Raw genomic sequence first — 13683 nt, 5'->3', positions numbered from 1 at the left:
CCATGATGGCAGCGAAGTCACGAATTCAGGAGACAGATACGGACACCCGATCGCTCAGGATTGACAACCGACGGAAAGAAGCGCTTCTTCCCGGGGATCCGGGAACAGATACCATTGGGAAAGCAGAACGTCTTTTTTCCAACGCACGGCCTGTCCCCGCAGCCAGGAACGCACCACCTCGCGGGTGATTCTCCTTGAGCGGTACGCCTCCAGCAATTCCAAGAAATTTCTTTTCTCCGGAGCGGTCACATCCTTTTTGAAAAACCCGAACAAATGCATCAGGACATCGACCTGGTGTTCCACCGAGGCGTGGTCCTTCATCGCGGCAAAGAGTTCCCGGCCATAGGCCTCGACCGCCACCGCATCCCCCACCGCCGCCAGCCGTCCCAGACGACGCATCGAAGCCGGGTCATGGGCCATTACCTGAAATTTATGACGTGCCTGAAACGTTGACAAACGTTCACGGGTCATCCCCGCCGCCCGCAGCCGCAACCATCGGTCGGCAACGAACATTCTTTCGACAAACCCGGCCCGCCCTTCTCTGGAAACAAGTTCCGTCTCCTCCACGACCACCGCCAGGGGAAACCGTCGCATGAACGCCTCCGCGAACAAACCGGAGGCGACACCGATCACCCCGCCCGCATCATCATGCAACGGTGTGCTCGCAACCCCACAAGAGGGAGAACGACTCTTGAAAATGAAACCACGCGGTTCAGGTGTGGCCAATTGGACCATCCGGGTCCGGGTCAACAAGGCGACTCCAGGGGTCATGTCCCGCCCATCCATCACGGTCACCAGACGAGGCGCCGACATTCCTTGCCCGACCAGACGCATCGGTGGTCGCGGGACAGCCAATCCCGCCTCGACCTCGGGGCAAATGGCGATCGGTTGGAAAACCCCGGAAAGGACTGTCGCGATCCAGGGATCGTTTTTGTCCCCTCCGTCATAGCGGACCGGATGTCCCAGAAGACAGGCGCTGACCCCCAGGGGGATGGGATCGGTGGCCATGAGGTCGGACCGTCGGTATGGCGATCAGTCGGAATCGGGGACGACTTCGAGGATTTCGACGTCGAAGATCAGATTTTCCCCCGCCAGTGGATGATTGGCGTCCAGGGTGATGACATCGCCGTTGACCTCGACCACCGTCGCATACATCTGTTCCCCTCCCTCCCCCGAAAGGGAAAAACGCAGTCCGGGTTCAAGGTCGGAGTCATCGGGAAACAGTTCCCTGGGAAAATCACGCACGAGGTCATCCATCCACGCGCCGTAGGCCTCATTCATCCCGACGAAGACCCGCTTGCTCTGGCCCGCCTCCATGCCGAGGAGTTCTTTTTCCAGACCGGGAATGATTTCGGCATCACCCACGGTAAAGCGCAATGGCTCGCCGCGAGCGATGGATGAGTCGAACACCTGTCCATCTTCCAGGATTCCGGTATAGTGAATGGCGATGATGTCGCCGTTTTTGATCAAGCTCATCGGGAATCCGACTCCTATATCAAAGGGGGATGGTGACTTTATTTCCACCATCACCTTTAGACGGTATCCGATCGGATCGGATCTGTCCATGGTCCGTTCAGGGCAACGGAAACACGCATCCATCGTTTGATACCCGCACCCTCATGCCGGATCCTTCGCCATGCCTGATCCCATCATCATCGCCATCGCCCCCGACGGATTCAAAGGATGTCTCGGCCCCCTCGAAACGGCACGGGCCATCGAAGCAGGACTCAGACAGGGGTGTCCGAGGATCATCACGCGCGTCATTCCCATGGCCGATGGCGGCGAAGGAACGGTGTCGGCCATGGTCAATGCCATGGGAGGGACCTTCCACTCCGTCACGGTGTCGGGACCCTTGTCGTCGCAGGTGGCAGCGGTGTTCGGACTGGTGGACAAAGGCCGGACCGCCATCATCGAAATGTCCTCCGCCAGTGGCATGACCCTTCTCGGACCCGGCGAACAGGACAGCCTGTCGGCGCATACCCTGGGAACGGGCGAACTGATCCGTGCCGCCCTCGACCGTGGTGTCGAAAAAATCATCATCGGTTTGGGAGGAAGCGCATCCACCGATGGCGGGACGGGAATGGCACGGGCCCTTGGCGTCCGATTTCTCGATGGCTCGGGACATGAAATCCCCCTGGGCGGAGGGGCATTGATCCATCTGGAACGGATCGACACCCAAGAATTGGACCCGCGCATCGGCAACGTGGACATCATCGGCGCCTGCGATGTCGCTGCCCCCCTGTGCGGTCCCAAAGGCGCTGCCCATGTGTATGCACCGCAAAAAGGGGCGACACCCGCCATGGTCGGACTGCTCGATCAGGGTTTGCAACGCCTGTCCCGTCTTCTCGAATCCGACGCACAACGTCCCCTGGCCGACCGACCCGGGGCCGGGGCCGCCGGAGGGCTTGGAGGTGGCATTCTGTCCTTTCTCCAGGGGCGACTCAACCCTGGAGCAGCCATGGTGGCGGACACCATTCGCCTGCATGAACGCCTTCGCGGAAGCGACCTGGTCATCACCGGCGAAGGTCGTCTGGATGGCCAAACCCTGTCAGGCAAGGCCCCCGCCCAGGTTGCGCGGGTCGCAAAATCGCTCCACCTTCCGGTCATCGCCATATGCGGCATCACCGGTCCCGGCATCGAACACATTCACGAATCGGGCATCGATGCCTGGTTCGTCAGCAGCGCCCACCCCATGACCGCCGAAGAAATTTCACGCCTGGGACCTTCGATGATCACCACCTGCGCCCGACAGATCGGCGCGTTGCTCAACGCCATCCCTTCGGCGTTTCTCAAGGCATGACACCATCTCACACCTCATGAACGCTGGCATCGATACGCATTTCGTTGATCTTTCGGATAAAATCAAAACTCTGTCCCTGGGGGACCAGGATCCAGAAACATCCCCTGATTTCCTTCGCCCGATCGGAATAAACCAGCCATTCTTCCCAGGTCTCCTTCTTGTCCAGGACCTCCTTCGTTTCCACTTCGACGATGAACTGGACCTCTTTCTTTTTGAAGGACATGTCGGGCTGGAATCCTCCCACCGTCCGGGTGGCGGGATAATGATCCAACAGATGGGGTGAACGGATATCGGTGAACCCCCAGGATTCGAACTGGCGGGACATTTCTTTCAGGGCATTGGTCTTGAAGGATGCGTTTTCCTGGATCATGGGTGTTTCCTGGCAAAAAGTCGGTCAATGAAATCCCGTCGTCACGGATGCAAGCGTTCAGACTACGCCAATCCCTTCACGATTGCCTGGAATTTTGACACAATGATGACAATTCCTTGCACCAGGGTCTTGGCATGGGATGGGAGATATGTACCATCTCACTGTAAAAGTTGATACTTCTTTACAGGCACGAAATTTGCGTAACAAAATAGTGAATGTCAGTCAGATCCGAGACGTTAAAAAAAGGTTGCCACCAACGGCGCGACTTGTACCGAAAGGGAAAAAGGGTTAATACAAGCCAGGGGCCGAGGGGGAAGGGAAGGTTGCCGCGGTGGCACCACGAAACCGCGCCTCGTCGTTTCATCGCGGGTGGAAAGACACCTTCTCCGTTACCGATCAACACTGCACCCACGGCAACCCCCGGAAACGCCAACCATTGACGCTGGAACGATGGTGATTCTCGTCCCGGTCGCCCTCGAACCCTTCGAGGACATTGTAGACTCTTTGGAAACCCGCTTCGATCAAGGCATTGCCGGCATCGATGGAACGATGTCCGGAGCGACAGATCAAGAGGATGACTTGGTCCTTGCGGGCGATACGACCGACGGCAGCGAGAAAATCGGGATTTTTTTCAAAGTCGGGTGCGTCCTGCCAGGGAATGTTGACGACGCCCAGGGGACTTCCGACGAAGAAATGTTCGATTTCGGAGCGAATATCGATGAACACCGTTCCTGGTATTCGCGCCAGTTCGAACGCCTCCCTGGGGGTGGCCTGAAAGAGACTCGGATTTCGCGGACTGTGGGGGGCGGATGGCAGCATGGGGCGTTTTCCATTGGACTCGAAATGGTTGAAGAAACTCGATCCGAAGACAGACTGGAACCATAACACAGACCCGATCGTTCACGCATCTGTCTAACGAAATGGTATACAAATGGCTCAAGATACCTGGATGAAGAAAAAACCCGCCGCGCGACATTCGGAATCCGCGGCCTTGGCTTCCAGAAGCAGCCGTCCCTGGAATATCAAACCATCCGTTCTGGCCAACCAGAAGGTTGAACGCCGCGTCCGCAAGACGATGGCGAGCGCGTCATCGGCCAGGCAGGGCGAATCTTTGCCGGTCACACGCAAGCAACGATCATGGCAACGTTTTTCAGGAAGAGACCTTGGACTTCGCGCCCTGGAGGGAAGCGTCTATCTGGTGGCCGGACTGTCACTCCTTGCCCGCAACAGCCTGGAGAGTCTGTTCGGAATGTTCCGGAACGATCCCAACGAGATGTACCCCGCGTCCTATCCCTACCAAGAGGGACTGGACCCCTTCCAATCCAATCAGGATCTTTCCGACCTGGCCGATCCCGAGCGGATCGAACCGGAACTTCCGGGTGACCCGGACCCCTCCGAGGAATTCTTCGATCCCCGCGATCACGTCGAGGAACGAAAAATCTTCACCCTCCAGGAGGAGGAGGTCGGTCTTTCTTCCGACATACTTGAGGACCAGGCAGGCGCTCTTCGCTCTTTGATCGCCGAGCCACGGGAATAATCGCCCCCTTCGCCCCACCCGATCCGATTGGTCACTTGCCTTGTCGGGACGCCATCGGTTATACCGATGCATGGGCATCGCCAAGGTCCAGGGTATTTCGGCAGGGGACGCCATCTCCCAAATTGCCGGGTATTGGCAACGGTGGATCATTTGCACCCGCCAACCCGGAAGGTCAGGACCCAGTTTCATGAGTTCCACGCAATTTACCGACGCGCTTCCCGCCGGCTCGAAAATCCTCTGGTTCGAGATCCTCAAGGTTCTTGGCAAAGGGGGGTTCGGCATCACCTATCTGGGGCGGGACACCAACCAGGACCAACTGGTCGCTGTCAAGGAGTACCTCCCCGGCACCTTCGCCTCGCGGACCGAAAGCCGTCAGGTTCATCCCAATTCCCCTTCCTGCAAGGATCAATTCGAGTGGGGACTGCAAAGGTTCCTCAAGGAGGCGCAAACCCTCGCCCGTTTTCGTCACCCGGCCATCGTCCGGGTCGTCAGTTTTTTTCGCGATGCCAACACCGCCTACATGGTGATGGAGTATGTCGAGGGAGAGGGGATGGATGGCCTTCTCAAACGAAAGAAGACCCTGGCCGAGGAGGAATTGCGAAAAATGCTCCCGCCCCTTCTCGATGGTCTTGAGGTCCTTCACCAGGCCAATTTCATTCATCGCGACATCAAACCGCCCAACATATTGATTCGACAGGATGGCTCGCCGGTCATTCTTGATTTCGGTTCGGCGCGGCAGTCGGTCGGGGATGACATGACCAGCCTGCTGAGCCTGGGATATTCGCCGTTCGAGCAGTATGATTCCTCGGGAGAACGGCAGGGTCCCTGGTCGGACATCTACGCCATGGGTGGCGTGATCTACCGGTGCATTTCCGGACGAAAACCGGCCGATGCCGCGCTCCGGATCGCGGCACGGCTGCGCAACGATCCGGACCCCATGAAGGCGGCCGTGGAGATGGGCAGGGGACGGTACAGCCCGAAGTTTCTCGCCGCGGTCGATAAAGCCCTGGAGGTCCTGGAGACCGATCGACCGCAATCGATCAAGGAGTGGCGCAAACTTCTGGGAATCGAACCCATGGCCCTCCCGGCGCCGGCAAAGAAAATGTTGGCCCGAAACAACACGGGTCCGCTGAACGAACCCCAGCCCACGGAAGTCAAACGGAAAAAAAGCAGTTGGCGCAGTTTTATCGCCTCCATCAACGAATTTGCCACCGCCGAGGTCGCCCCCGTTCCCAAGGAACAGCCGCCCACGCCTGTCCCGTCGGGGTCCATTCCGCCACCCGCCAGGGAAATCGTCCCGCCCAAAGCGATCATCGGCGCGCCAAACAGTGGTGACCTCCAGGAACCTCGAAGAAAAACCGTTTCTCCCAGGATTGTGCTCGAAGGATTGACCAAGGCTGAATTTGTCTGGATCGCCGGGGGAACGTTTCAGATGGGTTCGGAGGCGGGAGAATCGGGACGAAAGGACGATGAAGGGCCACTGCACCCGATCACCCTGAACGAATTCTGGCTCGGAAGAACGCCGGTGACCTGGCAGACCTGGAATCGTGTCATGGGTGATTATCCCAAGGGGCTTTTTTCTCCCGAACTCGGACAGTATCCGGTGGAACGGGTCAGTTGGAACATGGTACAGAAATTTCTCGAACGTTTGAACAAATATACCAAGGGAAAGAAAAACTTTCGCCTGCCGACGGAGGCGGAATGGGAATATGCCGCCCGTGCCGGCACCCGGACCCCCTTTCCTTTTCCCGGAGGGGCCGAGGCGCTGCCCGATCATGCCTGGATCAAAACGAATGCCGCGGAAAAAACCCATCCCGTGCGCGAAAAAGCGGCGAACTCCTGGGGATTGTTCGACATGCTGGGGAATGTGTGGGAATGGACCGCGGACGGTTACGATCCGCACTATTATCGGACCAGTCCGGCGGACAATCCCAGGGGAGCCGACACCCGGGAAAAAATCAGTCTCCGGGGCGGTTGTTGGCGCAGTCCGTGGCGGGAATGCCGCTGTGCCAGCCGCATGGCGGCGTCGGCGAAACTGGTCAGTCCGATGGTGGGATTCCGGCTGGTCATGGAAAAAACGACCGAAACAATCCAATGATGACCCGAGCGAGGCCTTTATGATCGATGATTGCGACGTGAATCGGAGGTTCCTCCTGAAAGGCATGGTCTGGACCGCGGGCCTTTCGGGATTGGGAATGTCTCCCTTGATATCGGGATGCGTCACCTGGAACCAGGAGGTCGCGCAGGGGGTTCGCGAATTACGGGGAACCGCCTTCCAGGATGGGATCCCACTGAAACCGGGAATGCCGCTGATTCCGGGAAAGACCCTGACGACCGGAGCGGGAACCTGGATGACCGTTGTCGTCGGCGGGGACGCCCTTTTGATCCACGACAACACCGAATTGCTTCTTTCGTCCCGTCCTCTGGCCCAGTCGCACGCCGACCCGGCAACCGCCGTCGATGCCGCCCCGCAAGTCACCCCCACGGCGACCGCGGCGGGGTCCATTCTTGGGTATACCCTGAAACGGGGGCGTGTCCTTTCCGTGTTCAGCCCCGGTCTGCGTTCCCTTCAGACCCCCAATGCCACCATCGGCATCCGGGGCACCGGCATTTACATGGAATACGAACCCGGACGAACCTATTTTTGCACCTGTTATGGCGCCTCGACCCTTCAGGCGCGCAACGATCCCAGCGTTCGCGAATCGATCCAGGCACTCCATCATGATGCGCGGTTCATTCGCGATGCCACCACCGGCCCGTCGATCCTCGAAAAAGGGCCGATGCACAACCACACCGACGACGAGTTGATTCTGTTGGAACGTCTCGTCGGACGGATACCGCCATTTGTCCAGGGGTCTTCCCAGGACGAAGGCTACGGGAAATAACGACACCCGTGCCAGCCCCTCGTCCGTTGGTCGATCCCGACCCCACCCTTCCCGGAGAAGCGCGTGGTCCGGTCCGGTTTCACGGCATGAATCAACGTCTCCGGGCCAACATGTCGAGGATTTCATGGTTTGAATCCTTGACCTCGGAAATCTTGGTGATCATTGCCTTCAGGCTTGCCGCCGCCTCGTTGGCGGCCTGTTGGACCTCCTGGATTTCCCTGGTGATGTTGGTCGTTGCCGCGGAAGTTTGTTTCGAGAGTTCCTTGACTTCGTCGGCGACGATCAGAAATCCCCGTCCCGAATCACCCGCCTGGGCCGCCTCGATACCGGCATTGATGGCCAACAGTTTTGTCTGACTGGCGATTTTTTTCACCTGTCCGACGGTCCCAAGGATGTTTTCCACCGATTGCAACAAAGCCTCGGAAACCCTTTGATTGACGTCCGCCAACTCCTGGGCCTCATGCATCCGGGCGGTGTCATCGATCAGGTTCTGGTAGAGGACCTGAATGATTTCCAGGGCATCGTCAAGGGTTTCGGGATGGTAATGCAGGGTCATGTCCGGCGCGCCAGGAAACTTGAAGATGTTGCAGCGAACACATGGAAAACCGTCATGGGAACGCCAGGAAAATGCAAAAACCTGAGTGCATGGCACCGCCCGCACTGTGTACGAGCAACCAAGAGTAACACAACCCCCGATACGACGGAATGGCCCGAAACAATCTTTCCAGGTAAATCGTTCAACGAGGGCGCGATGCATCGTCGCCTCGCTGTCAAGGATTAACGTAATCATGCCACATCATGCCATTCCAGTGCCCCAGAAAACTGATTTGGTTGGAAAGTCCAGACGATTGCGTTTGACAAATGTGACAAAGGTGGATTATATGATATTGATTTATATCGCGATCTTTTTTTGAAATTGGCCGGAACCCTCCCGTCCACAAGAACTTTGGGGTAAAATAATGGATCTTCAATGTAGCGTATCCGGACTTGAAAAATGTGCGGAAAACACCGGATCGACGTCTTTTCTGGACAGCCCGGTGCTGGTTGCGGTTCTGCTTTTCTGCGTTGTCTTTGCCTACCTCTATATCCGCATGATACCTCGGGCAAGGCCAATTCTTATTATACTCCTATTCCCATCATTATTACTCGCAGCAGGAACCTATATTGATTTATTGTACAATTTATGGAATATTTCCGGTCTCGAATTGAACCAAGTAATTAAACATTTCAAGAATAATTCCTGGCACGTCATCCTGCCACTATTCATCCTGCTGTTATGGCTGGTGGGCAAACTGGTACTGGTGAGACGTTACGCGCGTCTGGGGAAGGTTATCTATCCACGCCATGGAAATTCTGACGTGCGTTTATTGCCGTCGCAGGAAGTATTTCTGGATCGAATCGACAACATTCTGCGGCAAGAACATGTAGGCGTCGGACGAATCATTGCCATCTCCGGGCAATGGGGTTCCGGAAAGTCGTTCCTGATGGAACAAATACGCCACCGCATTGAGAAAAAAACAAGTCCCATCGCAGTATGGATCGACATTTGGCGCCACGAAACCGAAGAAGATTTGCAACGCGCTGTTTTGGAACGGCTTATGGCGCACCCCAGGGGCCTTAAAAACTGGAAAAGTTTTCCCTTGACCCTGTTGATCCCCAAATGGCTGTACAACAACAGATTCCGGTTGTCCATCAAGGATGTTTCTGTCGATGTACAATCCGGTATCCGGCTACCTTGGCAAAGCGATCTGGAGCGACTGCTCGCCGCAACCCCGGCAGTGTTCATGTTCGACGAGATCGACCGGGCTACCCCGACCATGGCCCAGGCCGCCCTCACCCTGATCCGGCGTTCGCTGAACCTGAAGGGTGTCACCTGCATCGTTTCCTACGTCGAAGAGCAGATTTTCTACAAAGCCTTCAATCCTCTTCTTGACCATCAGCTTGAAGATATCCAGTCGTCCATGTATGCCGTGCTGCTGAATGAGCGACTCAAAAACGGCCCGCCGGATGAAGACCCCAAGAACGAGGCAGCCTGTAAAGAACTGACGTCCAATATTTTTCGGAGTTCCGCTCCAACAGGAGCCCATGATACCAAACCGGAAACTGGCAAAGAAGAAGACAAGGGTGGGCATTCTAAAATGAATGGTTTGTTCCAGACGCTTGACGAACATTATGCAGAGATCCTTTGTCGTGGAGGAAATCGCCTGGAACGGTTGCACCATGCCTTCTATGAAAAATATCTTTCGGAACGAATGGAAGTCCCCAGCCTGAACTACTCCGATCTGTCAGCCTTCGTAGACACCATTCCGGATCTGAACGCCATCGCCAAAAAATTCAGTCCCCACTACAAACAACAGTGGTTGGAACCCGACGACATGTTCAAGGCTCTTTTCAAAAAATCTGGGCGTAATATTCATCACATCCAGTCACGAACACTGAAGGGAGAGTTGTTTCGCTTTCTCTCCCTCATGTCTGATTCAGTACCTCCAAGCGAAAAGGAAGCGAGGCGTCTATTCCGGGCAACCGTGCGTCTGAGCATCAGCCGAGCAGCGATGCTGGGAAGGGCAAATTCTTGAACTCTAACCCACTGGAGCAAGACATGGCAGAGAATGTGCCATCAATCGGCAAGGGTATCACCAACGACACCGATTGGTTCCATATGTCCGCAATCCCCGCAGACCCCCCCGAAATCGATAAGGGTATCACCAGCAAGGAGATCCCCGACAGCAAAATAGGCGTTGGCAAAGATCAGAAACAAAGCGTTTATCGCAAACCTGACCTGAAGAACTACTTAATGGAGATATGGACACTTGCCAATCCGCCCGAGACAAATCCCAACGATGCACAGGAATGGTCCGACGGCATGGAGCAATTTATTCAAGCCATTACATCCCGATTTGATGTCCACCAATTTCTTGGAGATGAGACTCCGGCAAGCGACGACAGTCTATCCGATGCTGAAAACCTGCCTGAGGACGATCTCCGTCCTCGTGAGCCCAGGAGTGTCGCTAAAGATCGTCAGGACAGCCCAACCTCCAGGACGTCCTCTCCTGGCCAAGGCTTTTTAGGCACCCCCGAGGAAGTAATGTTGCGGGTTGGAATGGCCATCTCCCAGATGAAGGGTAATTGGTCTCAAATGGTCAATCTGTTGCAAGGCCCAATCGCCGATACCCTGGACCGATGGGAACGGGACGACGTGGGATCCACGGAACGACGGCTGGATCTTGTCTTGGTGACGCTTGTCCAGTTTCGTGCTCCTTTTGATGAGCCGTTGGTCGTGAAGATCCTGTCCGGTTTGCGCACCTGGCTGATGAAGGTCCCGGCGTCGGAATGGGATGCCGGTCTGCTGTCCACATGGGGCAGCTTTGGCGACGTGTTCAGCCGCTCGGAATCCGCGGTCATGGAAGGAGGGTACTACTACCACGAACTTCTCTCCGGCATGGTAAAATCAGAAGATGCGCGCACACGCATCCCCGGGCTGAAACTGGAAGATGGCTGGTGCCGTCATGCCATTCACGTTCAGCTCAACAATCTGTGTGGAAGATTGGCCACTGTTGCCCGCGGCAAGGATAGCCTCCTTGAAGAAGACACGTTGGCCATGTTGAACACGCTGCATTCGACCTCGGTCGTTCTTGCCACACGTCGCAGCATCGCCAACATTGAATCACTGAGCCAGGTCATGCAGACCTTGTTCGGGACCGATAACCCTGGTGGCGAAGTGGCTGAAACCGTTTCCAGGATGCTGAACAACTCCGCTGCGTGGTTGAACTGTTCCGGGAGGCTTTCTGGTTGCGTCTCCCAAAGCAAACATGACCGGTTAGGGTTTCTCTCGATATTATCGGGCTTGGTGCGCCCGGCCCTGGTCAATGTGGACGATTATGATGACATCACGGCATCCTTCTTCAATGCCTCCATCAATTATTCCCGTATCGGCAATGCGTCGGAAATCGAATGGATGCAGGCCACGGTGGCAGGAATCGGGTTTTGGTGGGCTTTGGAACTGGGCGGAGACAACCTTGAGTATGCTCTGCAACAATTGAATGGACTCGATTGTGCCGTCAACTGCCTGGGCTCGTTGGCCGCTCTGGAGGCTGAGGCTCCCGTTAACGACCCTGCCCTGAGCCTCATGGTGACCGTTCTGGTTCGCCACGAGGAGGCCATGGGGCGCCAGGATCTCGACCTCCTGCGCCTGGGGCGGGCCGCAGAGCGACTGAGACTCAATCTGTCGTCCAAAGCGAATGAAAAAGACCTGCCCCAATCATCGGAAGACTTGCGGAATATGGCCGACCGGGTCATGGAAAGTGTCTGTCGTTGTGCGCCGGCAAGTACCTCGGGAGATGCGATTCAATGGCCAACTCTTTCCAGCGACAAAAGGGTGGCAGAGAAAACGCTGGAGCTGGCAACCTTTCTGCGCACTGTGCTGGAACGCTACCATACCGCCCGCAAGAAGACCGGTGGTCCCTCTCTGGAGGAAACGCTGACAGAGACGAGAACGCTGCTCACGGCCATACAGGGCTTGCAGAAGGAAGCCACCGAAAAAGGAGCCTTGGCGCTGCTCGACTCAGTCTATCAAAAGTATGCCGGGAACCCTTGGTCCGAACCACCGGAACCGGGAAAAGGTCCATTCGCCGGTCTGGTGAGCGAAGACGAATGGGCAAAAGTTGCCCGTCGCTGCGTGGCGGAAACAGCGCCCGCAAGCATGGCCCAATGGATCCGTGACTGCTGCAAAAGATCAGGGGTCAAATAAAATTGACATGTTCCGGTGGATTGTTCAGATCCCAGAGAAATTTATTGATGTAGTCCTGACGACAGCCGATGGCGCAATCCTTGTGGACATCGACCCAGGTGGCGATGTCTTCATGGACTGCCCAGTACCGATCCCCCATGACGATGTCATGGTAGGATTGTTCGTGGATGTTTCCGATCAGAAAGCGCTTTTTGCCATAGAAGGGGCCACAGGGATAGACATCGCCATTACCGGAGAGTTGCGAGAGAAACGGGGTACCCATGCACACGTCGTATTTGCGCACCCCTTCATGATAAAGCGACGTTTCGTCAGCGGCATTGATCTTGTTCCACTTGACCTGGACCACATATTCCGGCGTCGATAGGGCTTCGGCTTTTTTCAGGTCCTGTTCCGCCTGGGCATAGCGGCGGTAATCGACGCCGAGTTCCTTGTATTCCGAATCGGCGCATTGTTTGATCACCAGATAATCGACCCCCAACGCCGCCGCCAATTCTGCCTCCAGCAAAATCTGGTCGAAGTTTTCCGGGATCAAGACCATTTGCAAACCCAGGGTACAGGGATATCCATGTTCCTTGCGCAGGGCAACCAATGCACGAATCTTTTCCGACAACAAATCCAGATTGTCCCCCTTCGACTGGTGAATCCGCTGAAATCCTTCCCGGTTGCCGGCGGACAGATTGAAACGAATCCAGGTCATATCCCGCAGGCAATCATGGGCGCGATCCATGTCCAGGAGCAAGCCATTGGTCGCCATCGCGGTATCCACCCCCCGTTGACGGGCCAGGACCGCGGCATCATAGACCGCCGGATTGAGTGTGGGTTCGCCATCGCCGATGAAACCGATGGAACGCACCCCCAACCGTCCGCAATCATCGATGAAACGCAACAAGGCCTCCCGCTCGATCATCGTCCCCCGCGACATGTTCTGCACCACCGCATAACAATAGATGCAGGCGGTATTGCAAAATTTCGTCAACCCCATGTCGATGTGAATCGGGGCGAAACGCTCGCCACGTTGCCAGGCCATGACCCGGTCCAGGTGGTACATCATCTTGTGACCGTCAAAGCGAAAACGTTCCCTTCGGGTGCGAAACGATGGCCCCGTGAATTGATTGGGAACGCCCTCCCCCTGGACCGTCCCGGAGGCCGCCGGGATCGCGGAGGACAAACCCGCTTGCGATTCCGGTTCCCGCTCACCCAGGGAAGCCCGGGCGACGATCGCCGCCCCGGAACGAAGCCGGTGGCCCGGATGCCTCATGAAGACAAGCGATTCACCCGTCGGTCCCACCGGGGAAGCGCCGCGGGAATCGTTCCGGTCTTTTTCCATGATGCCTCTCCAATGAA

Annotated in this window: 12 protein-coding genes; 6 read left to right on the top strand and 6 right to left on the bottom strand. The window is 56.5% G+C overall.

Going from position 1 to position 13683, the window contains the following annotated elements:
* Positions 1-54: 54 nt before the first annotated feature.
* Positions 55-1008, bottom strand: a complete 954-nt coding sequence (locus HQL76_08515; GenBank protein ID MBF0109203.1) for a DUF523 and DUF1722 domain-containing protein — start codon at positions 1006-1008, stop codon at positions 55-57.
* 24 nt (positions 1009-1032) lie between these two features.
* The gene (locus tag HQL76_08510; GenBank protein ID MBF0109202.1) at positions 1033-1476 is read right to left on the bottom strand and encodes a peptidylprolyl isomerase; all 444 of its coding nucleotides are present in this window, start codon (positions 1474-1476) and stop codon (positions 1033-1035) included.
* 160 nt (positions 1477-1636) lie between these two features.
* Here HQL76_08510 and HQL76_08505 point away from each other — a divergent pair, with 160 nt between their 5' ends.
* Positions 1637-2800 carry a glycerate kinase gene (locus tag HQL76_08505; protein ID MBF0109201.1) on the top strand — a complete coding sequence of 388 codons (1164 nt, stop codon included), beginning with the start codon at positions 1637-1639 and terminating at the stop codon, positions 2798-2800.
* 7 nt (positions 2801-2807) lie between these two features.
* Here the strand turns inward: HQL76_08505 and HQL76_08500 are convergent, their stop codons facing one another.
* Positions 2808-3170, bottom strand: a complete 363-nt coding sequence (locus HQL76_08500) for a hypothetical protein (protein ID MBF0109200.1) — start codon at positions 3168-3170, stop codon at positions 2808-2810.
* 396 nt (positions 3171-3566) lie between these two features.
* Positions 3567-3989 (bottom strand): rhodanese-like domain-containing protein, encoded by a 423-nt coding sequence (locus tag HQL76_08495; GenBank protein MBF0109199.1) that lies wholly within the window; start codon positions 3987-3989, stop codon positions 3567-3569.
* A gap of 130 nt (positions 3990-4119) precedes the next feature.
* On the opposite strand from HQL76_08495, the gene HQL76_08490 reads away from it, so the two are divergent.
* The 3 genes from HQL76_08490 to HQL76_08480 all read left to right on the top strand — a co-directional run bounded on the left by HQL76_08490 (position 4120) and on the right by HQL76_08480 (position 7592).
* Positions 4120-4707: a hypothetical protein gene (locus HQL76_08490; protein MBF0109198.1), complete on the top strand. Its 588-nt coding sequence runs from the start codon at positions 4120-4122 to the stop codon at positions 4705-4707.
* 187 nt (positions 4708-4894) lie between these two features.
* A complete protein-coding gene (locus HQL76_08485) occupies positions 4895-6805 on the top strand; it encodes an SUMF1/EgtB/PvdO family nonheme iron enzyme (protein MBF0109197.1) in 1911 nt (636 codons plus the stop codon).
* Between the two features lie 97 nt (positions 6806-6902).
* Positions 6903-7592 (top strand): hypothetical protein, encoded by a 690-nt coding sequence (locus HQL76_08480; protein MBF0109196.1) that lies wholly within the window; start codon positions 6903-6905, stop codon positions 7590-7592.
* A gap of 91 nt (positions 7593-7683) precedes the next feature.
* On the opposite strand, the gene HQL76_08475 is transcribed toward HQL76_08480, so the two are convergent.
* Positions 7684-8382, bottom strand: a complete 699-nt coding sequence (locus tag HQL76_08475) for a hypothetical protein (protein MBF0109195.1) — start codon at positions 8380-8382, stop codon at positions 7684-7686.
* 169 nt (positions 8383-8551) lie between these two features.
* On the opposite strand from HQL76_08475, the gene HQL76_08470 reads away from it, so the two are divergent.
* On the top strand, positions 8552-10168 hold the full coding sequence (locus HQL76_08470) for a hypothetical protein (protein MBF0109194.1): 1617 nt from the start codon (positions 8552-8554) through the stop codon (positions 10166-10168).
* A gap of 23 nt (positions 10169-10191) precedes the next feature.
* Positions 10192-12339 carry a hypothetical protein gene (locus HQL76_08465; GenBank protein MBF0109193.1) on the top strand — a complete coding sequence of 716 codons (2148 nt, stop codon included), beginning with the start codon at positions 10192-10194 and terminating at the stop codon, positions 12337-12339.
* Here HQL76_08465 and HQL76_08460 read toward each other — a convergent pair.
* Entirely contained in the window at positions 12332-13666 is a 1335-nt protein-coding gene (locus HQL76_08460) for a radical SAM protein (protein MBF0109192.1), read from the bottom strand. The genes HQL76_08465 and HQL76_08460 overlap by 8 nt on opposite strands.
* Positions 13667-13683 lie beyond the last annotated feature (17 nt).

It is taken from the genome of Magnetococcales bacterium (genome assembly GCA_015228815.1).
Classification (GTDB): Bacteria; Pseudomonadota; Magnetococcia; order Magnetococcales; family UBA8363; genus UBA8363.
Note: the sequence above shows the minus strand (reverse complement) of the source record. Positions and strands in the feature narration are given on the sequence as shown.